General features: G+C 65.1%; 25 protein-coding genes. 10 read left to right on the top strand and 15 right to left on the bottom strand.

Annotated features, from left to right (window positions below; genetic code table 11):
- Window positions 1-70: 70 nt before the first annotated feature.
- Window positions 71-475 carry a DUF2946 family protein gene (locus NUU27_RS05430; protein WP_257761057.1) on the top strand — a complete coding sequence of 135 codons (405 nt, stop codon included), beginning with the start codon at window positions 71-73 and terminating at the stop codon, window positions 473-475.
- 55 nt (window positions 476-530) lie between these two features.
- Window positions 531-1502: a DUF1775 domain-containing protein gene (locus NUU27_RS05425; protein ID WP_257761056.1), complete on the top strand. Its 972-nt coding sequence runs from the start codon at window positions 531-533 to the stop codon at window positions 1500-1502.
- 39 nt (window positions 1503-1541) lie between these two features.
- Here NUU27_RS05425 and NUU27_RS05420 read toward each other — a convergent pair whose 3' ends face one another.
- Together NUU27_RS05420 and NUU27_RS05415 are read right to left on the bottom strand one after the other, a co-directional pair.
- Complete coding sequence (locus NUU27_RS05420) at window positions 1542-2447, bottom strand: DUF817 domain-containing protein (RefSeq protein WP_257761055.1); 906 nt, start codon at window positions 2445-2447, stop codon at window positions 1542-1544.
- A 4-nt stretch (window positions 2448-2451) separates the two neighbouring features.
- Window positions 2452-3153, bottom strand: coding sequence for a pyrimidine 5'-nucleotidase (locus NUU27_RS05415; protein WP_257761054.1), 702 nt, complete (start codon window positions 3151-3153; stop codon window positions 2452-2454).
- Window positions 3154-3279: 126 nt separating this feature from the next.
- Here NUU27_RS05415 and NUU27_RS05410 point away from each other — a divergent pair, with 126 nt between their 5' ends.
- Window positions 3280-3678 carry a hypothetical protein gene (locus NUU27_RS05410; RefSeq protein WP_257761053.1) on the top strand — a complete coding sequence of 133 codons (399 nt, stop codon included), beginning with the start codon at window positions 3280-3282 and terminating at the stop codon, window positions 3676-3678.
- Window positions 3679-3749: 71 nt separating this feature from the next.
- Complete coding sequence (locus tag NUU27_RS05405; RefSeq protein WP_257761052.1) at window positions 3750-4655, top strand: DMT family transporter; 906 nt, start codon at window positions 3750-3752, stop codon at window positions 4653-4655.
- Between the two features lie 43 nt (window positions 4656-4698).
- Here NUU27_RS05405 and NUU27_RS05400 read toward each other — a convergent pair whose 3' ends face one another.
- Window positions 4699-5250, bottom strand: a complete 552-nt coding sequence (locus tag NUU27_RS05400) for a hypothetical protein (RefSeq protein WP_257761051.1) — start codon at window positions 5248-5250, stop codon at window positions 4699-4701.
- A 394-nt stretch (window positions 5251-5644) separates the two neighbouring features.
- The gene (locus NUU27_RS05395) at window positions 5645-5983 is read right to left on the bottom strand and encodes a hypothetical protein (RefSeq protein ID WP_257761050.1); all 339 of its coding nucleotides are present in this window, start codon (window positions 5981-5983) and stop codon (window positions 5645-5647) included.
- A gap of 195 nt (window positions 5984-6178) precedes the next feature.
- Here NUU27_RS05395 and NUU27_RS05390 point away from each other — a divergent pair, with 195 nt between their 5' ends.
- Both NUU27_RS05390 and NUU27_RS05385 read left to right on the top strand, forming a co-directional pair.
- Entirely contained in the window at window positions 6179-6934 is a 756-nt protein-coding gene (locus NUU27_RS05390; RefSeq protein ID WP_257761049.1) for a hypothetical protein, read from the top strand.
- Between the two features lie 28 nt (window positions 6935-6962).
- Entirely contained in the window at window positions 6963-7778 is an 816-nt protein-coding gene (locus tag NUU27_RS05385; protein WP_257761048.1) for a hypothetical protein, read from the top strand.
- Between the two features lie 70 nt (window positions 7779-7848).
- Here NUU27_RS05385 and argB read toward each other — a convergent pair whose 3' ends face one another.
- The gene (gene argB / locus NUU27_RS05380; RefSeq protein WP_257761047.1) at window positions 7849-8742 is read right to left on the bottom strand and encodes an acetylglutamate kinase; all 894 of its coding nucleotides are present in this window, start codon (window positions 8740-8742) and stop codon (window positions 7849-7851) included.
- Window positions 8743-8969: 227 nt separating this feature from the next.
- Here argB and msrB point away from each other — a divergent pair, with 227 nt between their 5' ends.
- On the top strand, window positions 8970-9479 hold the full coding sequence (gene msrB, locus NUU27_RS05375; RefSeq protein ID WP_257761046.1) for a peptide-methionine (R)-S-oxide reductase MsrB: 510 nt from the start codon (window positions 8970-8972) through the stop codon (window positions 9477-9479).
- A gap of 15 nt (window positions 9480-9494) precedes the next feature.
- Here the strand turns inward: msrB and yihA are convergent, their stop codons facing one another.
- Entirely contained in the window at window positions 9495-10121 is a 627-nt protein-coding gene (gene yihA, locus NUU27_RS05370; RefSeq protein ID WP_257761075.1) for a ribosome biogenesis GTP-binding protein YihA/YsxC, read from the bottom strand.
- Between the two features lie 200 nt (window positions 10122-10321).
- Window positions 10322-11185 (bottom strand): NmrA family transcriptional regulator, encoded by an 864-nt coding sequence (locus NUU27_RS05365; protein ID WP_257761045.1) that lies wholly within the window; start codon window positions 11183-11185, stop codon window positions 10322-10324.
- A gap of 112 nt (window positions 11186-11297) precedes the next feature.
- Here NUU27_RS05365 and NUU27_RS05360 point away from each other — a divergent pair, with 112 nt between their 5' ends.
- Window positions 11298-11924, top strand: coding sequence for a TetR/AcrR family transcriptional regulator (locus tag NUU27_RS05360; RefSeq protein ID WP_257761044.1), 627 nt, complete (start codon window positions 11298-11300; stop codon window positions 11922-11924).
- An 89-nt stretch (window positions 11925-12013) separates the two neighbouring features.
- On the opposite strand, the gene yidC is transcribed toward NUU27_RS05360, so the two are convergent.
- The 6 genes from yidC to NUU27_RS05330 form a co-directional block, all read right to left on the bottom strand.
- Window positions 12014-13837, bottom strand: coding sequence for a membrane protein insertase YidC (gene yidC, locus NUU27_RS05355; RefSeq protein WP_257761043.1), 1824 nt, complete (start codon window positions 13835-13837; stop codon window positions 12014-12016).
- An 8-nt stretch (window positions 13838-13845) separates the two neighbouring features.
- Window positions 13846-14211: a ribonuclease P protein component gene (gene rnpA / locus NUU27_RS05350; RefSeq protein ID WP_257761042.1), complete on the bottom strand. Its 366-nt coding sequence runs from the start codon at window positions 14209-14211 to the stop codon at window positions 13846-13848.
- A 23-nt stretch (window positions 14212-14234) separates the two neighbouring features.
- Window positions 14235-14369, bottom strand: coding sequence for a 50S ribosomal protein L34 (rpmH, locus tag NUU27_RS05345; RefSeq protein ID WP_257761041.1), 135 nt, complete (start codon window positions 14367-14369; stop codon window positions 14235-14237).
- A 263-nt stretch (window positions 14370-14632) separates the two neighbouring features.
- On the bottom strand, window positions 14633-15553 hold the full coding sequence (locus tag NUU27_RS05340; protein ID WP_257761040.1) for a DUF937 domain-containing protein: 921 nt from the start codon (window positions 15551-15553) through the stop codon (window positions 14633-14635).
- Window positions 15554-15650: 97 nt separating this feature from the next.
- A complete protein-coding gene (locus NUU27_RS05335; RefSeq protein WP_257761039.1) occupies window positions 15651-17024 on the bottom strand; it encodes a glutamate--cysteine ligase in 1374 nt (457 codons plus the stop codon).
- A 104-nt stretch (window positions 17025-17128) separates the two neighbouring features.
- On the bottom strand, window positions 17129-17866 hold the full coding sequence (locus tag NUU27_RS05330; protein ID WP_257761038.1) for a 16S rRNA (uracil(1498)-N(3))-methyltransferase: 738 nt from the start codon (window positions 17864-17866) through the stop codon (window positions 17129-17131).
- A gap of 222 nt (window positions 17867-18088) precedes the next feature.
- Between NUU27_RS05330 and NUU27_RS05325 the strand changes: the two genes are divergently transcribed.
- The gene (locus NUU27_RS05325; protein WP_257761037.1) at window positions 18089-19345 is read left to right on the top strand and encodes an Hsp70 family protein; all 1257 of its coding nucleotides are present in this window, start codon (window positions 18089-18091) and stop codon (window positions 19343-19345) included.
- 2 nt (window positions 19346-19347) lie between these two features.
- On the opposite strand, the gene NUU27_RS05320 is transcribed toward NUU27_RS05325, so the two are convergent.
- Window positions 19348-19986 carry a hypothetical protein gene (locus NUU27_RS05320; RefSeq protein ID WP_257761036.1) on the bottom strand — a complete coding sequence of 213 codons (639 nt, stop codon included), beginning with the start codon at window positions 19984-19986 and terminating at the stop codon, window positions 19348-19350.
- A gap of 264 nt (window positions 19987-20250) precedes the next feature.
- Between NUU27_RS05320 and NUU27_RS05315 the strand changes: the two genes are divergently transcribed.
- Window positions 20251-20391, top strand: a complete 141-nt coding sequence (locus NUU27_RS05315; RefSeq protein WP_257761035.1) for a hypothetical protein — start codon at window positions 20251-20253, stop codon at window positions 20389-20391.
- A gap of 15 nt (window positions 20392-20406) precedes the next feature.
- Here NUU27_RS05315 and NUU27_RS05310 read toward each other — a convergent pair whose 3' ends face one another.
- Entirely contained in the window at window positions 20407-21147 is a 741-nt protein-coding gene (locus NUU27_RS05310; protein WP_257761034.1) for a metallophosphoesterase, read from the bottom strand.

Here is a 21147-nt window from a genome sequence, read left to right as displayed (position 1 = left end):
CATCCCCCGCGCCGCCTTGCCGCATCTTTTTCGGCTGGTGCAAAACTGATGGTTGCGCTACTGCCGGCTCATGGGCAAGCAAGGAGCACAGACCACCTGGTTCGACAGCCTGCGCCGCGATGCAAAGCTGTTCGCGGTGGCCGGTTTCCTTGCGCTGCTGCTCAATGCGCTGCAGCCGCTGATGGCGGCGGCGACTGCCTCGCCGGCCGATGGCTTCGTCATCTGCACGACCTATGGCGTCGGCCAGGTCGGCGACAACAACCGCGAGCATCCGCGCGACGTCGAATGCCCGCTGTGCCTGACGGGGCATTCCTGCGGCATTCAATTGGTGGCGAACGCACCGGCGGCGCCGGCGGCGCTCACCCGGCCCATGGCTGTGGGGATCAGGATCGCGCTGCCGTGGCGGCTCGACGTGTCGACGGCGCGCGCCGGCGCATCCCCGCCTTCGATCCGCGCCCCGCCCCTTTCCGCCTGAACGTTTTTCACCCGGCCCGCCGGGAAACTGCAACGTCCAGACAGAAAGGCCAATCATGCGCCATCTCGCACTCTTTGCGGCCGCCACCGCGCTGCCCGCCCTTTTTTCCCTCAACGCCGCCGCTCACGCGGTCCTCGAGACGCCGGCCGCTGCGGCCGGCAGCTACAAGGCTGTCGTCACCATCCCGCATGGCTGCGATGGCCAGGCCACCAACTCCGTGCGCGTCGAACTGCCGGAAGGCTTCGTTTCGGCCAAGCCCATGCCGAAGCCGGGCTGGGCGCTCTCCATCGAGGAAGGCGCCTATGCGCAGACCTATGAGTTGCACGGCAAGACCGTGAAGAGCGGCGTCACGGCCGTCACCTGGAGCGGCGGCGACTTGCCCGACGGCGCCTTCGACGAATTCGCGCTGCGCGGCACGATCGCCGGCGTGGAGCCCGGGCGGAAGCTGTTCTTCAAGACAGTGCAGACCTGTGCCGACGGCGAGGTCGCCTGGGTCGAGCTGCCGGCGGCCGGCCAGGACGCCCATGCGCTGGAGCATCCGGCGCCCGGCCTCACCATCCTTGCCTCCGACACGGAGCACGCCGGCCACGGCGCCCATGGCGACCGGGCAGGCATGGCCGGCGATCTGAAGATCACCGGGGCCTGGGCGCGCGCCATGCTGCCCGGCCAGCCTTCGGGCGGCGGCTATCTCTCGATCGAGAACACCGGCAGCACCCGCGACCGGCTGCTGTCCGTCTCCTCGCCCTTGGCCGGCAAGGTGGAGGTGCACACGATGGAGATGAAGAACGAGGTGATGGTGATGCGCCCGGTCGAGGGCGGCATCGAGATCCCCGCCGGCGAAACGGTGACGCTGGAGCCGGGCGGCCTGCACATCATGTTCATGCAGGTGGGCGACCCCTTCAAGGAGGGCGGCGCCGTTCCCGTCACGCTGGAGTTCGAGAAGGCCGGCACGCTGGAGCTCGAGCTTCCGGTCGGTCCGGCACGCGGCGGCATGCCCGACATGGACCATTCCGGCCACGGCAAATAAGCCGCCGCCTCGTGAAGCCGGCCCCGGCCGGCTTCACCTTCAGCCTTCCGCGGCAGGAGCTTCCGCCCCCGGCGCGGCGAGCACCGCCGGCTCTGCCTCCTCCGGCTTGCGCGGCCGGTGCACCAGCGAGACCAGCACGAAGGAGATGATCATCAGGAGATACCAGGCGCCGAGCTTGCCGAGCGACACCGGCGTCCAGCCATGCGACTGCGAAGGATAGATCCAGGCACGCGACCAGGTGCCGATGTTCTCGGCCAGCCAGATGAACAACGCCACCAGCAGGAAGCCGAGCAGCAGCGGCATGCGGTGACGGAAGCGGAAGACGCGGTAATGCACGACCGTGCGCAGATAGAGCAGCGCCGTCGCCGCGAACAGTCCGTAGCGGATGTCCGCCGTGAAATGATGGCTGAAGAAATTGACGTAGATCGCCAGGGCCAGCAGCACCGTCGCCCAGAGCGGCGGATAGCCGGTGTAACGCATGTCGAAGATGCGGCTGATGCGCGCCAGATAGGAGCCGACCGCCGCATACATGAAGCCGGAGAACAACGGCACCGCACTGACGCGGAAGAGGCTCTCTTCCGGATAGATCCACGATCCGGCAGAGGTCTTGAAGAGCTCCATGACGGTGCCCACGACGTGGAAGATCAGGATGACCTTCGCCTCCGACAGGGTCTCGAGCCGGCCGGCCAGCATGGCGAGCTGGATTGCAAGCGCCGCGAGGAAGAGGAAATCGTAGCGCGCCAGCGCCGCCTCGCGCGGCCACAGATAATGCGTGGCGATGATGAGCGCGAGCAGCACGCCGCCGAACAGGCAGGCCCAGGCCTGCTTCAGGCCAAAAACGACGAACTCGACGAGCGCGCCGGAAAAGCCGTGCTTCGGCAGCGTGTCGAGCACACGGTGCGCGGCAGCGTCGATCCGCGCCTCGAGCGAAGTGAAGCGGCGCAAGGTGTCAGGCTCCGCTCACCGTCTTCAGGAAGGTCGCCAGATCGTCGGTGACGAAATCGACGTCATCCTCCTGCTCCGTGTCCCGTTCCCATATTTCAGAGAAGGTCGGCTCGAAATTGTTGGGCACCACGAGGACCGTCGTCATGCCGAGCCGCTTCGGCACGGCGAGATTGCGCGCCAGATCCTCGAACATCACCGCCTTGTCGCCGGCGACGCGGTGAAGAGCCAGAAAGCGGTCGTAGGTGGCGGCCGCCGGTTTGGGCAGCAGGCCGGCGGCGACGATGTCGAAGATGTCGTCGAAATGATCGAGCACGCCGAGCTGGCGCGCGGCGCGTTCCGCATGGCCCCGGTCGCCATTCGTGAAGATGAATTTGCGGCCCGGCAAAGTGCGGATCGCCTCGCCCAGCTTCGGATCGGGGTCGAGCCACGAATAGTCGATGTCGTGGACCTTCTCCAGAAAATCGTCCGGGTCGATCTCGTAGCGCTCCATCAGCCCGTTCAGCGTCGTGCCGTATTCGCGATAAAGTTCCTTTTGCAGGGCGCGCGCCTCGTCGCGTTCGAGCTGCAGGAGATCGGAAACGTAAGCCGTCATCTTCACGTCGATCTGCGCGAACAGATTGCTGTGATGCGGATAAAGCGTGTTGTCGAGGTCGAACACCCAGTCGGTGATGTGCTCGAAGCGCACGCGGGAAGGCTGATTGGTCATGCGTCACTTATGGCAGACCTGTCGGGTCGCCCGCAATCGGCCTGCGGGCTTTTCCGCACCTTACAAATGCCGCCTTCTCGGCGGAGCCTCGCGCTGCCCTTCACCTGTCGATCGGACCCGCCAATCATGCCTTTCCACCTCATCCGAGCGGCGCTCGCCGGCAGCGCCCTGCTTCCCCTCTTCGCCATCGCGCCGGCGCACGCCCAGCCGGCCCCGAGCTTCCGGGCCACCTGCGCAGACCTGCGCGCCAGGCTCGATGCGCTGGAGGTCGACGAGGACGCGTGGGTGGTGATCGACGTGGTCGGCACGCTGCGCGCCGTTCAGCACGACGGCACTCTGGGTTACATGCTCGCCTGCGAGGCGCCGGACCCGCAGGTGCTGTGCATCACCTATCAGGTCGACGACTACCAACCCAGCGACGAGGTGGTGCTCAGCGGCACGCTGAACCGCATCGACAACGACCACGTCTCCCTCGATCCCTGCCTGCATCAGCCGCCGGACGCCGAGTGGCGGGATTACCGGTAGCCCAAACTGGTATACCATTTTTCCGCGCCTGCCTCTTTAGAGGCGGTTGCCGGTGCGGCAGAAGATGCGGAATGGAACTCTGGATCCCCATCACCGTCGCCGCCGCTTTCCTGCAGAACCTGCGCTCGGTCGGCCAGAAGCACCTCAAGGGCGTCATGGGCACGACAGGCGCGACCTTCGTGCGCTTCGGCTTCGGCATGCCCTTCGTGGTGCTGCTCGTGCTGGCGCTTCATCGTTTCGCAGGATATCCGTTCGCCCCGATCAACGGCACGTTCCTCGGCTGGACGGTCCTCGGCGGGCTCGGCCAGATCGGCGCCCAGTTCCTGCTCATCCATCTCTTCTCATTCCGCAATTTCGCGGTCGGCACCGCCTATTCGCGCACCGAACCGGCGCAGGCGGCGGTGTTCGGCCTGGTCCTGCTCGGCGAGATCGCCAGCCCGGGCGCCCTCGTCGCCATTCTCGTCACGGTGGTCGGCGTGATGCTGATCTCGGTGGCGCGTGTGCCGATGAGCTGGAGCAACCTGTTCTCCTCGCTGGTCAGCCGCAACGCGCTGATCGGCCTGGCATCGGGCACGCTGTTCGGCATCGCGGCGGTGGCCTATCGCGCCGCCTCGCTGTCGCTGGGCGGCCCCAACTACCTGATGCAGGCGGCCACGACGCTCGCCGTCACCATCACCTTCCAGACCGTCATCATGCTCGCCTGGATGCTGTGGAAGGACCGCTCCGAGGTGGCCAACATCGCGCGGGCCTGGAAGCCGTCGCTCTTCGTCGGCTTCGTCGGCGCCTCCGCCTCGCTCGGCTGGTTCACGGCCATGACCCTGCAGCAGGCCGCGGTGGTGAAGGCGCTGGCGCAGATCGAGATGATCTTCACCTTCGCCTCCTCCGTCTTCTTCTTCCGCGAGCACATCAATCGGACAGAGACGGCAGGATGCCTGCTGATCGTCGCCGGGATCCTGGTGTTGGTGCTGATGGGGTGATTTGAGGAAGATACTGGCGATCATCCTCAAGGCGAGCTTCCCGCTAGCAGCTTCGTTTCAGGCTTATCAAGGCTGTCCCCCGGTAGGTGAAGAAATTCGCGCGGATATCGACAAAGGTAATCTCGGCTTCCTTGACGTACACTCTGTCGATCTCGAACGTGTCGACCGGTGACCTCCACATGAAATCGGTGAAGCTGCCATCTCGATTCGAGATGCCGCTGAACGCGCCGATGATTCCAGTGCCCGCTGCCACGACTTTAGATTCATTGGTCGGCTTTACATTGAGCACGACCGGCGCATGCCCCCTTATCCGCGGCCGGTCGCCCCAGGACGTTATCTCAAAACGCTGGACATGGAGAGTTCCCCTGATTTGGCTCGATGTCCGCGATGAAACGTCGAACGATACCTTGAAGTAGGCATTGTTTTTCGTATCGAGCACAATCTCATCCACGAAAACATCGCGGCAGGCGCTGCGGGAGGGGCGGGGATCGGAGCCGGTGTCGCTGACACAACCGGCGGTCAGAACGGCGAAGAGCAAGCAGGAAAATGCGTGAAAGCCTGGTTTATCGCGTACAAACTTGAGCATGGTCGCCATTCCCTGTGCGCCCTTCTATTCGATGCTCCTTCTCCTTTTCTATCTATTGCCTCGAAACACGATAACTCCTCGGCTGGGGATCATAAATAAACGTCTGACTGTTCCTTCCACGTGCCACAAAGAAGTTGTTATCTTTTGCTCGTCCAGTCGAATCGAATCCCCCATAAAAATGAATTATTACATTGTATCCGCAATTGTTAACTACGTTATAGTATGTTCCATTATTATTTAATCCTCTGTGCGATGCAGACATGCTTGCACATGCTTCTGCTGAAGAGGTGATCAAAAGGAGCCCGATCAGGCAGCAGGAGGCTTTGGAAAGGATCTTCTTCGTGTTCATGGTCACACCTGATATTTGCTCGGATATGTGCCTGGATGATCGGCTATCAGCCGATCACTTCACCACGATCGCCACGGTGCCCGACTGATACCGCTTCACTTCGGAACCGGCCTTGATACCGGTCCCGTTGACCGCCCGGGTGGGCACCCGCGTCTTGCACTGGTTGCTCACGCGGCTGGAAAGACCGCCATCGGAGTAGCGGATGATCTCCGAACGGGGCAGCTTCCCCGCAATGGCGGCAAAGCTCGGCGGCGGCGCACCGCAGCCATCGGCGCGATAGGCTGTGATGTGCCTCGTCTCTCCCACGGCGAGCTCACGGGTTACGTCGGCGCTGCCGGCGCTGACGCAGCCCGCGAGAGGAACGAGAAACAGGAGTGCAAAACGATGGTTCATGGATGGTCCCCTTGATGTTGCCTGCGAGGCGGCGTGGTCGCGCCATCGCCGCCCCCGCAGCTTCCCCGCTTTTGCCTTCCCGTCGTCCGCAAAATACGGCGATTGTCGGAAACTGCGCGAAAACGGAACCCGGGTTCGCTTGCCATTCCCGGAAACTGGCGGAAAACTGCATGCAGGATCGGAGAGGGCTGAAACATGAACCCGCAAGGCTGGGATCAATTCGAGACCTGGCACAAACTGCTCGATGCGCTTTGCAACCGACGCGGCTGGTATGACAACACGCAGCCGGCCGGCGAGTTGTGCGCGCACCTCGGCAAGAACAGGCGGCAGGATTTCGAAGCGGCAAAGAAGAAGCTGCGGACCTGGCGGTCGGGGCAGCGCCTGCCGCTGAGAAGGAACCTTGCGGCGCTGGCACAACTGCTCGAGGTGGAATCCGATCCCAAGCTGGAGCGGCGCTGGCTCACCCTCTACCGTCTCGCCCAGAAACAGGGCTCCGATGGATCCCCGGCCTCCGCTGCCGATCCCGCAGGAGCCCCTGCAAACGGAATGCGGCTGATCCAGGGCTGGACCATGGCCGGCATGGCCCTTTTGTTCGGCTCAGGTCTGGTTTTCGCCTCGGTCAAGAGCAATCGGGAGGCCGCGTTCCGCAGCCTGCCGACGGTCAATTTCGAAGGGCGCGTGCGCGTGCCGGTCGGCGTCAGCCACCTGATCTTCGGCGCGCTCAGCGGCTGCGACCGCCGGCCGCCCGGCTGGGAGCAGATCGCCGCCGAGATGCCGGCCACATCCCTCGGTGTGTTCTCCGATGGTGGGCTTGCCAGGGAAGTGGTCAGGGCGTGCGGCAAAGAAGTGATCGTACGGGGCGTCAGGTTCACTGGCCAAAGGCCCGGAACGGACGAGATACGGCTGTTCGGCAGCTACATAAAGCTCGATGTCGTCTTGGCGACGCAGTAGCGATACGGTTCAGGAAAAGGGGGTAAAGGTGGGCGAACAGAGATACGAGCATATCACCCGTTGGAACGTCCTTCTGGACGAGTTGTGCAATCGCGCCGGCTTTCTGGACACCGCATCGCTTGCCAGCCGCTTTTGCGAATTGTCCAACAAAGGCGGCCAGCGGGAATTCGAAACCGCCATACGCAACCTCAACAACTGGCGTTCCGGCCGGCACATTCCACGCCTGCGCAGCCTCAGGATCCTCGAGCAGTTGCTCAAGGTGGAGGAGGACCCCGAACTGTCGGCGCGCTGGCACGCGCTTTATCGGCAGGCGAGCGAAGACGAGGAAGACGAGGAGGCGGCCGATCCGGCCCAGCCGGCCGGCACAGACAAGAAAGCCAATCCCGGCAGAGATCGAAGCTGGCCCAGCCCGCAGACGATGGCGGCGGGAGCGCTGCTGTTCTGCCTCGGGGTGGGAACCGGCGCGCTGCTCGCCTCGGACTGGCGGCCATGGGGAGGGCCTGCCGACAACGCGCCGCTCTACGCATACACGCCCGAAGTGCGCATGGTCGTCGGCGAAAGCCGGACGATCCATGCCGAGCGCGGCGACTGCGGGAAATTGCCGCGAGAATGGCCGGAGGTCTTCGGCGCCCTGCCGGCCGCGCGGACCGGCGTCTTTTCCGATGGCGGGCTGGCACGGCGCAACAGCAAGTTCTGCAAGGGGATAACGCCGGCACGCGCCATCGTGTTCACCGCGACGACGCCCGGCGTCGAGGAGTTTCTCATTCAGGGCGACTTCTTCAAGGTCACCGTCACCGAAGCGGCCGAGCCGTCAATGACGGGAGCCCAGGCGGCACCGCAATAGAGGAACCGGCGCTCCGGATCACGTGCTGTATGCGGGCGGAAAACCGCTTCACGCTTCTCCTTATCCCGCTCTAGGGCACGATCAGCGTGCCGGCGCCGTGTTCGGTGAAGAGTTCGAGCAGCACCGAATGCGGCGTCTTGCCGTTGAGGATGACGACGCCCTCGACGCCGCGCTCGATGGCCTGAATGCAGGTCTCGACCTTGGGAATCATGCCGCCCGAGATCGTCCCGTCCCTGATCAGCGCGCGCGCCTCGGCGACCGTCAGCTCGTCGATCAGTTGCTTGTCCTTGTCGAGCACGCCCGGCACGTCGGTCAGGAACAGCAGACGTGTCGCACGCACGGCGCCGGCGATGGCGCCGGCGAAGGTGTCGGCATTGATGTTGTAGGTGTGGCCGTCGCGGCCCGGGGCCACCGGAGCGATGACCGGGATCATCTCCGAATGGGCGAGAAGGTCGAGCAGCGTGCGGTCGACCTCGACCGGCTCGCCGACGAAGCCCAGATCGAGCACGCGCTCGATGTTGGAATCGGGGTCGGTCACCGTCTTGTGCGCCTTTTCGGCGAAGACCATGTTGCCATCCTTGCCGCACAGCCCGATCGCCCATTCGCCCTCGGCATTGATGAGCGCCACGATCTCCTTGTTGATGGAGCCGGCCAGCACCATCTCGACGATCTCGACGGTCTTTTCGTCGGTGACGCGCAGGCCACCCTCGAATTTCGATTCGATGCCCATCTTCTTCAGCATCGCGGCGATCTGCGGGCCTCCGCCATGCACGACGATGGGGCTGATGCCCGACTGCTTGAGGAGTGCGATGTCGCGGGCAAAGGCCTGTCCCAGTGCGGCGTCGCCCATGGCATGGCCGCCATATTTCACGACCACCGTCTTGTTCTCGTAACGCTGCATGTAGGGCAGCGCCGCCGAGAGGACCTGGGCCTGGGCTTCCGCTGTTTCCGCCGTATTCGTCATCGCCGATCTTCCCCAGAGACAAAACGGCGGTTTCATAGAGCATTTTGGGCCTGAGTGAAATGACCTGGCCGCAGCCGCCGCGAAAAAAGCATGGGCCAGTTGGTCTGGGATCGCACCACTAGGGTCAGGACCAGAACCTCACGGCTCCTTGACTTGCCGGTGATGACCGCCCCGGCCTAAGGATCCTGCAGGCATGCGGGAAACAGGATCGAGCAAGGAGCAGGATGATGAAACGCCGTCATTTTCTCTACGGCACCGCCGGCGCCTTTGCGGCGCTGACGGGCGGCGCCTTTGTCGTGCGCGACCGGCCTGGCGGCAAGGCCATGGCCGAGACCTTCGAGGTCACCCGAACCGAGGAGGAATGGCGCAGGATCCTCACCGACAGGCAGTTTGCCGTGCTGCGGCAGGAGGATACGGAACGCGCCTTTTCAAGCCCTCTCAACGACGAGAAGCGCGCCGGCCTGTTCCATTGCGCCGGCTGCGACCTGCCCGTCTATTCCTCAGCAGCCAAGTTCGATTCCGGCACCGGCTGGCCGAGCTTCTGGGAATCCCTGCCCGATGCCATCGGCACGCGGCAGGACAATTCGTTCTTCATGACGCGCACCGAATGCCACTGCCGCCGCTGCGGCGGCCATCTCGGCCACATCTTCGACGACGGACCGCCGCCCACCGGCAAGCGCCATTGCATCAACGGCGTGGCGATGACCTTCAGGCCCGGCCGCACCACGCCGTCCTGAGACGCTCCGGCGCCGTCAGCGCGCCCCGTTCACCGCGCGCGCCAGCGCATCGCGCAGTTCGTCTATGCCTTGCGCCTTCTCCGCCGAGGTGGCGACGATCTCGGGGAAGGCCGCGGCCCGCTTCTTCAGTCGCGCCTCGGTCTCGGCCATGAGCTTCGCCACGGCCGGGGACTTGATCTTGTCGGTCTTGGTCAGCACCACCTGATAGGACACCGCGGCCTTGTCGAGCAGGTCCATCACCTCCTCGTCGTTCTTCTTGATGCCGTGGCGGGCATCGATCAGCAGGAAGACGCGCTTCAGCGTCACCCGGCCGCGCAGATAATCGAACACGAGCCTCGTCCAGGCATCCACCTGCGCCTTCGGCGCCTGGGCAAAGCCGTAGCCGGGCATGTCGATCAGCGCCATGGGCGGCAGGTCGTCCCCTTCGCCGGAATAGCCGTCGGGCACGAAGAAGTTCAGTTCCTGCGTGCGGCCCGGCGTGTTGGAGGTGCGTGCGAGGCCGCGCCGCGACAGAAGCGCGTTGATGAGGGAGGACTTGCCGACATTGGACCGACCGGCAAAGGCCACTTCCGGCGGTCCCTCGGGCGGCAGAAACTTCATCGACGGCGCTCCGCGGATGAAGATCCACGGCCTCAGGAACATCGTGCGGTCCGGATTTGCGCCGCCCGCTGCCGCGTCTTCTGTCGATGCGTTCACGCCATTCACTCCAATATCGCTCCGAACGGCATCAAGACTGCCGATGCATTTGTCAACAGCGCCGACCGAAAAGTGCGCGAAGCTGCGCATTCAGTCTATCTTGCCGACCGAAGCGCCGGGAACAAGGCGCTCCCGGCGAAAGCCCGTCATGAGGCGATGGCCGCCCTCTCCCCGCTCCATACGCCCGTCGCCGCGGTCTCGTCGGCATAGGCCCAGAAATCCCGCGGCGGGCGCCCGAGAACGCGCTCGACGCCATCCGCGAGGCTTTCGTTGCGGCCGTCGAGCACCTGGGTGAAGAGCTCCAGAAGCAGCTCGATGAAGGGCTGCGGCAGCCGCTGCGCATGCATGTCGGCGGTGAAATCGCCGGTCGAGATCCGCACGAACTGGATGTCGCGGTCGGCGGCCTCGCTGATCTCGGCCACCGCATCGGCAAAGCTCATCAGGCGCGGGCCGGTGAGTTCGTAGAGCTCTCCGGCGTGACCGTCCTGCGTCAGGACGGCGAAGGCGACGTCGGCGATGTCCTCCGCATCGATGAACGGCTCGCGCACGTCGCCGACCGGAAGGGCGATCTCGCCCCGATGGATCGCGTCGACGAGAAACGCCTCGCTGAAGTTCTGGAAGAACCAGCTGGCGCGCAGGATGGTCCACTCCGCTCCGGTGTCCCGCAGCAGGCGTTCCGCCTCCTCCGCACCGTCCTCACCGCGGCCGGACAAAAGCACCAGGCGCTTGATGCCCTTGCCAACGGCAAGCCGCGCAAAGGCCTCGACGGTTTCTGCCGCTCCCGGCAGCGCAAGATCGGGGAAATAGCTGAGATAGGCGGCGCAGACGCCGTCGAGCACGGCATCCCAGGTGGCGGGATTCTCCCAGTCGAACGGAATCTCGGCGCTGCGCGAGCCGATCCGGACAGGGATGCCGGCGGCGCTCAGCCGCGCCGCCAGGCGGCGACCGCTCTTGCCAGTGCCGCCGGTGACGAGGATGGGCTTTTGCGTCTGTTTTTTCTGGGAAGCCATGGATGCTCTCCTGGAGGGAAATATGAGAAAATCTCACATTTACAAACGTGATAAATCCTCATATTATTTCTGTCAAGCAGGTTTGGGGATTCGGAGCGGAGAGATGGGCAACATGGAAAAGGCACAGCTGATCGAGCCGGCTCCGGCCGCCCGGCGGCATCCGAGCCAGAAACGCAGCCGCGAGCGCTTCGAGCGTATCCTGGCGGTGGCGACCGAGGTCATCGAAGCGGCGGGCAGCGACCAGATGAAAATGAGCGACATCGCCTCCCGCGCCGGCATCTCGATCGGCTCGCTCTATCAGTATTTTCCGGACAAGGCGGCCATCATCCGCACGCTTGCCGAACACTACAACGCGATCGGCCGCGACTGCATCAGCGAGGCGCTGGAGAGCGTGACGACCACCGCCGAGCTTGAGCGTGCCTTCACCGAGCTGGTCGACACCTATTACGCAATGTTCCTTGCCGAACCGGTGATGCGCGACATCTGGTCGGGCATGCAGGCCGACAAGATGCTGAGTGATCTCGATCTCGACGATGCGCGGGAGAACGGCGACCTGCTCGCCGGCGCGATGATGCGCGTTGCCCCGCATCGCGACCGCCAGGAGGTACGCTCGGCGGCCTTCCTCATCATGCATCTGGGCGAGGCCACCATGCGGCTCGCCCTCCAGGTCGGCGAGGACGAGGGCCGCAGGCTCGTGGAGGACTACAAGCGCATGGTGCTGCGCGAAATGACAGGGTAGAGGATCCGGCCCCGCAGCCGGGTCTGCGCATCTGTCGCTCCAACAAAGGAAAAGCCCGCACTGGGCGGGCTCTTCTTCAGTCGGAACGTCTATTCCGCCGGTTTCGGCTTCTTCTTGAACAGACCGATCAGATTGTCCCACAGCTCGATCTTGGCGCCCTGGCGCTTCATGATCACGCCCTGCTGGACGATCGACAGGAAGTTGTTCCAGGCCCAGTAGATGACGAGGCCTGCCGGGAACCCGGCCAGCATGAAGGTGAAGACCACCGGCATCCAGTTGAAGATCATCGCCTGGGTCGGGTCGGGCGGCGTCGGGTTCATGCGCATCTGCAGGAACATGGTGATGCCCATGACGAGCGGCCACACGCCGATCAGCAGGAACGCCGGCACCGCGAAGGGCAGCAGGCCGAACAGGTTGAAGACCGATGTCGGATCCGGCGCGGAGAGGTCCTGGATCCAGCCGAAGAACGGCGCATGCCGCATTTCGATGGTCACATACAGCACCTTGTAGAGCGCGAAGAAGACCGGGATCTGGATCAGGATCGGCCAGCAGCCGGCGATCGGGTTGATCTTCTCCTTCTTGTAGAGCTCCATCATCGCCTGCTGCTGCTTCATCTTGTCGTCCGCGTATTTCTCGCGGATTTCCAGCATGGCCGGCTGCACCTTCTTCATGTTCGCCATGGATTTGTAGGACTTGTTGGCGAGCGGGAAGAAGATGAGCTTGACGACGACGGTGGTGGCGAGGATCGCCAGGCCGAAATTGCCGAGCAGCTTGTAGAGCCAGTCGATCAGGTAGAACATCGGCTTGGTGATGAAATAGAACCAGCCCCAGTCGATCAGCAGGTCGAACTGGCGTATGCCGCGGTCCTTCTCGTACTCGTTGATGCGGGCGACTTCCTTGGCGCCGGCGAAGATCATCGTCTCGGTGCTGGCCGAGGCGCCCGGCGCCACGGTCAGTTCGTCGGTCAGGAAGTCGGCCTGATAACGCGGCGCGCCCTCGCCCGAATAGCTGTAGCGCGGCTGGAATTCGCGTCCCGCCTGCGGCACCAGCGTCACGGCCCAGTATTTGTCGGTGATGCCGAGCCAGCCGTCCGACGACTTGCCGGGCGTGATGCGCTTTTCCTCCTCGAGATTGGAGTATTTGATCTCCTGCAAGCCTTCCTCGCCCGTCACGCCGAGCAGGCCCTCATGCAGGATGTAGATGCCCGAAGTCTGCGGCGTGCCGATGCGCGTGGTGCGGCCGTAGCTGCGCAGCGCCACCGGTGCGCCCGAGGCGTTCTCGACCGTGTCGGAGACGGTGAACATGTAGTTCTCGTCGACGGCGATCCGGCGCTTGAAGGTCAGGCCCTTGTCGTTGGTGAAGGTCAGGGTGATCGGGGTCGAGGGCGTCAGCGCCTCGCCTTCGGCCAGGCTCCACTGCGTGTCGGGGCCCGGCAACGGGCCAGCGGCCGCATCGCCCACATAGCCGGTCTCGACGTAATAGCCGTCCGGCAGGGCCGAGGGGTTGAGAAGCTGGATGTTCGGCGAATCCTTCTTCACCGTCACCCGGTAATCCTTGAGGAGCAGGTCGTCGAGGCGCGCGCCCGTCAGGTTGATGGAGCCGGCCAGCCGCGGCGTGTCGATCTTGACGCGCTCGGCGCTGGCGAGAGCCGCGGCGCGGTTCTGGGGGGTCGGCGCCGTCGGCTGACCGCCGGGAACGGTCGCACCGCCCGAGGAAGCGCCGGGCGTCGGGATGTCGGCCTGCTCACCACCGGCGCTGCCGGCGCCGGACGTGGACTGGGCGGCCTGTTCGGCCTCGATCCGGCTTGCCTCGCGTTGCTCCTCGATGCGCGGGTTCATGTAGAAGACCTGCCAAACGGTCAGGATCAGCACAGACAGCGCGATCGTGATGAGAAAATTGCGGTTGTTGTCCATCAAGGTCCTTAGCCCCTTCCACGCCTTCCACCGGCTTCTCCGATGCGGCGGGAAAGCTCGTCTTTCAGGGAGGCGAACGGCGCATCGAGCACCGAGCGCCGCGCCACAATCACATAGTCCTTGCCAGCCGCCATGTCATGGGCTGCATGGGTGCGGCAGGCTTCTTTCAGGCGGCGGCGGATGCGGTTTCTGACCACCGCGTTGCCCACCTTCTTGGTGACCGTGATGCCGAGCCGCGGCGCGTCCTCGTCGCCCCGATCCAGCACTTCCAGCAGGAAAAGCTGTCCACGCCGCTTTTCACCGCGGCGGACAGCCAGGAAATCGGCGCGCTTCTTGAGGCGCGCCGGTTGCTGCAGGGCTGGCCGGTCCGCCATGTTTCCGGCCTCGCCTCCGACGCTTAGGCGGAGAGCCGCTTGCGACCGCGGGCGCGGCGGGCGGCGATCACGCGGCGGCCGCCGGTGGTGGCCATGCGGGCACGGAAGCCGTGCCGGCGCTTGCGGACGATTTTCGAGGGCTGATAAGTGCGCTTCATTTATTTTAACACCGCGGAGTGCGGCCCTTCTTCGTTCTGTTTCTATGAACAGGAGTTCATTCTGTTTCTATGAACAGGAGCTTTGCTTTCAGAGCCTGGCCGAGGGCGCGACAACGCGCCGCCGGGCCAAGACCCAAGCGTGGCCGGGCTTATAGGGAGAGGGAGCCGAAAAGTCAATCAAACCGCGCCGCCGGCGGGCGCTTTGTCGCGCCGGGCGCGGGCCTGTGCCATCGGAGCCCGTTCCGACAGGCTCGGGGCGCAGCCTAGCGGTGCCGTTCCATCCCCTGGCGGAACTGCTCGAAAATATTCTCCACGCCACGCTCGTAGTCGTCGCGCGTCTTGCGGCCGGTCTCGAACATCTGGCCGAACAGATCGTCATAGGGGTTGCGCGGCCGGCCGCTCGGGTTCACGCGCGGCTCCGGCTCGGGTGCCCTTTGCTGCGGCTCGCCGCGGCCTGCCCCTTGCGCATTGCGCAGAAACTCATCGAAGATCTGGCCGAGCGGATTGTCGGCCTGGGCGCCAGGGCGCCCGCCGGAAGCAGGGCCGCGCGAGGCGGTGCCGCCGGCACCGCCACCGAACATGCCCTCCAGGATCTGCCCCAGCGGGTTGTCGGACGGGCTCATGCCCGAAGGATTGCGCCCCGAAGGATTGCGGCCGGTTGGCTGCGTGCCCTGCCCGCCCATCTGGCGCATCATCTGCTCCATCAGCTCACCGAGCATGCCGCCGCCGGCCTGCGCCTGCTGGCGGCTCGCCGCCTGCATCTGCCCCGTCGACTGCTTGAAAAGCCCACCCATGATCATCGAGGCAAGCGCCGGCAGCATCTGTTTCAGAACGTCTTCTCCGAGGCCCGTCGCCTGCGCCGCATGGCTCGCCACGGCCCGGCTCACGTCCTTGGAGCCGAACAGGTGGCCGAGAATGCCGTTGCCTTCAGCCATGCCCTCGGGTGTAAAGGCCTTGGCGGCATCCTCGAAATAGCGGGCATGCTGGCCGGAGGCCAACGCGCCGAGGAAATTTCCGGTGCCGTAGGGATCCGACGCGTTGCGCTTCAGCCCCTGGCTGAAGGCCGGCAGCAGCGCCTCCATCGCCTCCTGCGCCTGGCGCTGCGAGAGGCCGAACTGCCGCGCCAGCTGCTCGACCCCCTGGCCCTGCCCGGCACTGTTGAGCATTTCGAACAAGGGAAGCATGGCTCTCTCCTCTCACGCATTGGAACGTTGTCGCCCGTCGGCACCGACGATAGAGCATTTTGCAGCCAGGTGGAAACGCCGGCGTGCGGAGATCACCTCAATAAGCCTGCTCCAGGAACACCGGCTCGATGGACCCGCCCCAGCGCGTGTTGAAAGCGTTGGTCAGTTCCTCAGCGCTGGTGGTGCCGCGCGCGACGATCTCGTCGAGCGGGCTCAGGAAGCTCGCTTCGTCATAGCCTTCCGCGTTGACGCGCCGGCGGTTCGTCAGGCCGGTCCGTGAGATCGCCAGCACCTCGCGCGCCATCTCGAACAGCTTGTGATTGCGGAAAAGCGCCGACAGCCCTTCGCCCGGCACCGCATCGCGCATCTGCTGCACTTCCTCGAACGACCAGTCCGCCGTCAATTCCTCCACCGCATCCAGCGCCACGTCGTCATAAAGCAGGCCGACCCAGAAGGCCGGCAGCGCGCAGATGCGCCGCCACGGGCCGCCATCGGCGCCGCGCATTTCCAGGAAACGCTTGAGCCGCACATCCGGGAACACCGTCGACAAATGGTTCGACCAGTCGCCGATGGTCGGCCAGCCGTCCGGCACCTCATCCTTCAACGCGCCGGCCATGAACTGGCGGAAGGTGACATGCGTGCAGTCGTAATAGCGCCCGTCGCGAATGACGAAATACATCGGCACGTCGAGGGCCCACTCCACATAATCGGCGAAGCCGAAGCGCGGCGAGAAGACGAATGGCAGCAAACCGGCGCGCTGGTTGTCGGTGTCGCGCCAGATCTCGCCGCGCCACGACTGGAAGCCGTTGAGACGCCCCTCGGTGAAGGGCGAATTGGCGAACAGGGCCGTCGACAGCGGCTGCAGGCGCTGCGCGACCTGCATCTTGCGGCGCATGTCGGCTTCCGAAGAGAAGTCGAGATTCACCTGGATGGTGCAGGTGCGGTACATCATGTCGAGGCCGTGGCTGCCGACCTTCGGCATGTAGGCCGTCATGATCTGGTAGCGCGATTTCGGCATGACCGGCGTTTCGGCCAGCGTCCATTTCGGGCTGCCGCCGAGGCCGAGAAAGCGGATGCCGAGCGGCTCGGCGATTTCGCGCAGTTGCGCCAGATGCGCGTTGCCCTCCCGGCAGGTCTGGTGCAGCGTCTCCAGCGGCGCGCCCGAAAGCTCGAACTGGCCGCCCGGCTCGAGGGAGATCGCCCCCTGCCCCGTCGGCTCGACGAGGCCGATGATGTTTCCCGCATCCTCGATCGGATCCCAGCCGAGGATGCGCTGCATCCCTTCGAGAATGGCGCGGATGCCGCGCTCGCCCTCATAGGGAACCGGGCGGTTGCCGTCGACGTAGAAAGGGAATTTCTCGTGCTCGGTGCCGATGCGCCATTTTTCCCTGGGCTTGCAGCCCTTGGCGATGTCCTCGACGAGGTCTTCGACCCGCTCGATCGGCCGGCTGTCGGTGGTGTCACGGGCCATGATGGTTCTCCTGCCAATCAGTCATCGCGACTGATGGACCATGCTGACAATCCGCTTCAAGTAAAAACTGCTGACCGCAGCGTCAACTTCTCTTGACGATGGGCCTATAACCAATCTCCGATGGTCGCCTGGATGACGGCCAGGGCCGCAACGGCCGCCGTGTCGGCGCGCAGGATGCGCGGCCCGAGCGGTATGGCCGTGACGAAGGGCAAAGCCCGCAATTGCGCCCGTTCCGCGTCGGAAAACCCACCCTCCGGCCCCACCAGCAGTGCCAGCTTTCTTTCCTCGACGGCCGAAAGCGCTGCGATCGGATTGTCGGCGGCCGCAGCCTCGTCGCAGAAGATCAGGCGGCGGTCGGGCTCCCATCCTGCCAGAAGCCGGTCCAGCTTGACCGGCTCGCGAAGCTCGGGCAGGGCCAAAATGCCGCACTGCTCGGCGGCCTCCATCACGTTCGCCGCAAGGCGCTCGGTGCCAGGCCGGGCGACCTGCGTGTGCTGCGTGACGACGGGCTGGAGGACGCCGGCGCCCATCTCCACCGCCTTCTGCACGAGATAGTCGAGCCGCCCCTTCTTCAGCGGCGCGAAACAATAGACGAGGTCGGGCAACGGGGTCTGTGGGCGCGCCTGTCTCTTCAGGCGCAGGCGCGCGACCTTGCGGCCCGCCTCGGCAAGCTCGGCATGCCACTCGCCGTCGCGACCGTTGAAGACAAGCACCTCGGCGCCCTCGCGCAGGCGCAGCACGTTGATCAGGTAATGGGCTTGCTCGCGAGTGGTGTCGACCAGCCCGCCGGCGAAGAGATCGGCATCGATGAAGAGCCGTTGCAATTTGTAGTTCGCGCGCATGGCGGACTGATGGTGGATCGTCGGGCGGGCGTCAAGAGGCGTGCGGCAGCCGGCATTTTTCGCCCTCTGTCCGCCTTCCGCCTTGCGGGCTGCGCCTCAGCCGCTTATACGCACCGGCTCGTTTCACTCATCTGGCCGGACGCTCAAGGCTCCCACACGGGAACCCGCGCCCATCTTCGCGCCCTGGCCGGTCGCCTCAATCGAACGGATCGGACACGCGCCATGAGCCCTCTCTATTGCGGAATCGACTTCGGGACGTCCAACTCCACGGTCGGCGTGAGCAACGCCGAAGAGGCTCGCCTGCTGCCGCTCGAGGGGGATCGGGTGACGCTGCCCAGCGCCCTGTTCTTCGGTTTCGACGACGATCGGGTCCGGTTCGGCCGTGCGGCGATCGATGCCTATGTGGAGGGGGAGGAAGGCCGCCTCATGCGCTCGCTGAAGAGCATTCTGGGCTCCTCCCTGATGCATGAGAAGACGCGCATCCGCACCCGCTTCATGACCTTCGCCGATATCCTCGGCCATTTCATCGGCCATCTGCGCGGGAAGCTCGAAGCGGAGGCGGGCACAAGGGCCGATCAGGCCGTCTTCGGCCGGCCGGTGCGCTTCGTCGACGAGGACGATGCAGCCGATGCCGAGGCTGAAGCAATGCTCGAGCAGATCGCCCGTGCGCAGGGCTTCCGCCATGTCGCCTTTCAGTTCGAGCCGATCGCCGCGGCGCTCGATTACGAACGGACGGCCGCCGGCGAGGAGCTGGTGCTGATCGTCGACATCGGCGGCGGCACATCCGACTTCTCCATCGTCCGCGTCGCGCCCGAGCGCGCCCGCAAGGCCGACCGGCAGGACGACATTCTGGCCAATGGCGGCGTCCACATCGGCGGCACCGATTTCGACCGCCTCCTGAGCATCGCCGAGGTGATGCCGCATCTGGGACTCGGCTCCTCCACCGCCGACGGAAAGCGGCTGCTGCCGAAGCGCCATTTCAATGATCTCGCCACCTGGCACCGCATCAACGCGCTGTATTCGCGCGAGGTCATGAGCGAGCTTCGGCAGATCCGCTACGAGGCCGCGCGGCGCGATCTCGTCGACCGGCTGATCCGGGTGGTCGAGGAACGGCGCGGCCATTCGCTGGCGCTCGCCGTCGAGGAAGCGAAGATCGCGCTCACCGGCGAGGCGGAAACGCGGATCCGGCTTGCCCGCTTCATCGACGGGGCCGACGTCGCCGTGACGCGCACGGCCTTCGACGCGGTGATCGGCGAGGCCATGCACCGTCTTGCGCAGGCGGTCTCCAGGCTCCTGGCGATGGCCGGCGTCGGCGCCGGCGCCATCGACACCGTATTCCTCACCGGCGGATCGAGCTCGATCCCGCTCCTGCAGCAAACCGTCGCCGGCCTCTTGCCGGATGCCCGCATCGTCGCCGGCGACCTTCTGGGCAGCGTTGGCTCGGGGCTGGCCCTCGACGCGCGACGCAAATTCTCCTGACGTCAGGCGCTCCCGTGCCAGACGGGACGGTAGCCGGCCCGCAGGACCCCGAGGATCGTCGGCGGCGTCAGAAGCACGAGCGTCTCCGGCAAATGGTCCTGGGGCTGTCCCTTTCCATAGCCTGAAAAGCTCCAGGCGCGCGCCTCGCCATCGCGCAGAGCAAAGGCGCTCGCGCCGGCCGCCACCATCGCCCCGTCCGGCAGGGTCTCCAGGTCGTCCCGGCCGATGGCGCGGGGGCGGCCACCCGAGGCGCATCGCTCGCCATGCAGGCGCGCATCCAGTACGGCGACCTTCGGCGATGCAAGGCCTGCGGCGGCGGCGAATCGCGCCATGAAATCGGTTGCCGCGGCGCGGCGGCAATAGAAGCACGGCCGGTGCCCAGCGGCGAGTGCCGTCACCTCGTCGAGAAAAAAAAGCTCGGTCCAGCCGGCCCCGCCTGAGGGCGCGTTGCGGCCCATCACGCTGCGCCGCCGCCCCTTGAAGGCGCATTCGCAGACGATCCATGCCTTCGTCGTCCAGCGGCGCTTGAGAAGCGTTTTGGTGTCGGGATCGTGCAGGACCCCGCGATTGCCCGTGAAGAGCCCGCGGGCCTCGACGGCGCGGATTTCACCGAACGGATCGACCCTGTTCTGGAGCGGCATCCCGGTCATCCTAGATCGCGATGGTTCTGGATTGAATCAATCCAGAACCATAATCGCGATCGAGTCCAAAAAAACAGAGCGGGATGCGGGCGGAAAACCGCTTCGCACTTTTCCTCATCCCGCTCGCCATTTTGCAACAGTCACAATTAATAAGGGTATTCGAGAATAATCTTCTTTAACTGTAGGCCGATTGTGCTTATAGCGCTCCGGCACTGGTGGGGACCAGGGCCGAACATTACCTGAAACCGAGAGGACCGCTGCCGGATGACCGTCGCGCGCGCAACATTGCTGTTCCTGATCATGGTGTCTGCGTTCACCCTCGTCGGGGCCAGGCTTCTCTCCGCCGGCGCCGTCGGCGACCACCATCCGGTCGACGGGTACGGCATCACCGCAGCGATCGAGTAGCCGTCAGGCGGTTTCTCAGACCGCCGCCTCGATCAGTTCCTTATCCGTTCCTTCAAGCTTCAACGCCGTCAGCCGGCCGGTTTGCCAGGCGCCCGTGTCGAGATTGACCCGGTTGGGCAGGATCTGCGCCGCGCGCACCGGCGTGTGGCCGTGCACCACCAGCTTCGGGTGCAGGCCGTCGAAGGCGTGGAACTCCCGGCGAATCCAGATCAGATCGTCCGCCGTCTGCTCGTCCAGCGGCACGCCAGGGCGGATGCCCGCATGGCAGAAGAAGAAGTCGCCGAAGCTCGTCGAGAAGGGCAGCGTGGCCAGGAAGGCCTTGTGGTGCTGCGGCACCGCCTTCACCAGCGCCTGATATCCCGGCACCATCGCCGCGCGCGAGGTGAAGTCGATCTCCACCCCGTAGGACAGCGCCGTCTCGAAGCCGCCATTGGTGGCGAACAGGCCGAACGGATCGGGATTCGACAGGAACTCGAGAAAGCCGACGTCGTGATTGCCGGCGAGCGCGACGACGCGCGGGTCGCGCTCGCGCAGGTTGGCGAGATGCTCGACCACGCCGCTCGAGGCCATGCCCCGGTCCACATAGTCGCCCAGATAGATGACGCGCCAATCGGCCGGCCGGTCGTGCAGGATCTCCTCCATGATCCGCGCATGCAGCGCGGCCATCAGGTCGTGCCGGCCATGGACGTCGCCGATCGCGTAGAGGCGCATGCCGTCGGGCGTCGAAGCCTCTCTATAGGAGACCCCAGCGCCCAT

It is taken from the genome of Nitratireductor sp. ZSWI3, from assembly GCF_024655565.1.
GTDB lineage: Bacteria > Pseudomonadota > Alphaproteobacteria > Rhizobiales > Rhizobiaceae > Nitratireductor.
Note: the sequence above shows the minus strand (reverse complement) of the source record. Positions and strands in the feature narration are given on the sequence as shown.

What these genes read in the sequence shown, in the direction of transcription:
- NUU27_RS05325 (WP_257761037.1), top strand. Translation starts at nt 18,089, where the DNA reads ATGAGCCCTCTCTATTGCGGAATCGACTTCGGGACGTCCAACTCCACG.
- yidC (WP_257761043.1), bottom strand. Translation starts at nt 13,837, where the DNA reads ATGGACAACAACCGCAATTTTCTCATCACGATCGCGCTGTCTGTGCTG.
- NUU27_RS05365 (WP_257761045.1), bottom strand. Translation starts at nt 11,185, where the DNA reads ATGGCTTCCCAGAAAAAACAGACGCAAAAGCCCATCCTCGTCACCGGC.
- NUU27_RS05425 (WP_257761056.1), top strand. Translation starts at nt 531, where the DNA reads ATGCGCCATCTCGCACTCTTTGCGGCCGCCACCGCGCTGCCCGCCCTT.
- NUU27_RS05320 (WP_257761036.1), bottom strand. Translation starts at nt 19,986, where the DNA reads ATGCCGCTCCAGAACAGGGTCGATCCGTTCGGTGAAATCCGCGCCGTC.
- NUU27_RS05330 (WP_257761038.1), bottom strand. Translation starts at nt 17,866, where the DNA reads ATGCGCGCGAACTACAAATTGCAACGGCTCTTCATCGATGCCGATCTC.
- NUU27_RS05335 (WP_257761039.1), bottom strand. Translation starts at nt 17,024, where the DNA reads ATGGCCCGTGACACCACCGACAGCCGGCCGATCGAGCGGGTCGAAGAC.
- argB (WP_257761047.1), bottom strand. Translation starts at nt 8,742, where the DNA reads ATGACGAATACGGCGGAAACAGCGGAAGCCCAGGCCCAGGTCCTCTCG.
- rnpA (WP_257761042.1), bottom strand. Translation starts at nt 14,211, where the DNA reads ATGGCGGACCGGCCAGCCCTGCAGCAACCGGCGCGCCTCAAGAAGCGC.
- msrB (WP_257761046.1), top strand. Translation starts at nt 8,970, where the DNA reads ATGAAACGCCGTCATTTTCTCTACGGCACCGCCGGCGCCTTTGCGGCG.
- yihA (WP_257761075.1), bottom strand. Translation starts at nt 10,121, where the DNA reads ATGTTCCTGAGGCCGTGGATCTTCATCCGCGGAGCGCCGTCGATGAAG.
- NUU27_RS05310 (WP_257761034.1), bottom strand. Translation starts at nt 21,147, where the DNA reads ATGGGCGCTGGGGTCTCCTATAGAGAGGCTTCGACGCCCGACGGCATG.
- NUU27_RS05405 (WP_257761052.1), top strand. Translation starts at nt 3,750, where the DNA reads ATGGAACTCTGGATCCCCATCACCGTCGCCGCCGCTTTCCTGCAGAAC.
- NUU27_RS05390 (WP_257761049.1), top strand. Translation starts at nt 6,179, where the DNA reads ATGAACCCGCAAGGCTGGGATCAATTCGAGACCTGGCACAAACTGCTC.
- rpmH (WP_257761041.1), bottom strand. Translation starts at nt 14,369, where the DNA reads ATGAAGCGCACTTATCAGCCCTCGAAAATCGTCCGCAAGCGCCGGCAC.
- NUU27_RS05340 (WP_257761040.1), bottom strand. Translation starts at nt 15,553, where the DNA reads ATGCTTCCCTTGTTCGAAATGCTCAACAGTGCCGGGCAGGGCCAGGGG.
- NUU27_RS05415 (WP_257761054.1), bottom strand. Translation starts at nt 3,153, where the DNA reads ATGACCAATCAGCCTTCCCGCGTGCGCTTCGAGCACATCACCGACTGG.
- NUU27_RS05360 (WP_257761044.1), top strand. Translation starts at nt 11,298, where the DNA reads ATGGAAAAGGCACAGCTGATCGAGCCGGCTCCGGCCGCCCGGCGGCAT.
- NUU27_RS05430 (WP_257761057.1), top strand. Translation starts at nt 71, where the DNA reads ATGGGCAAGCAAGGAGCACAGACCACCTGGTTCGACAGCCTGCGCCGC.
- NUU27_RS05315 (WP_257761035.1), top strand. Translation starts at nt 20,251, where the DNA reads ATGACCGTCGCGCGCGCAACATTGCTGTTCCTGATCATGGTGTCTGCG.
- NUU27_RS05395 (WP_257761050.1), bottom strand. Translation starts at nt 5,983, where the DNA reads ATGAACCATCGTTTTGCACTCCTGTTTCTCGTTCCTCTCGCGGGCTGC.
- NUU27_RS05410 (WP_257761053.1), top strand. Translation starts at nt 3,280, where the DNA reads ATGCCTTTCCACCTCATCCGAGCGGCGCTCGCCGGCAGCGCCCTGCTT.
- NUU27_RS05400 (WP_257761051.1), bottom strand. Translation starts at nt 5,250, where the DNA reads ATGGCGACCATGCTCAAGTTTGTACGCGATAAACCAGGCTTTCACGCA.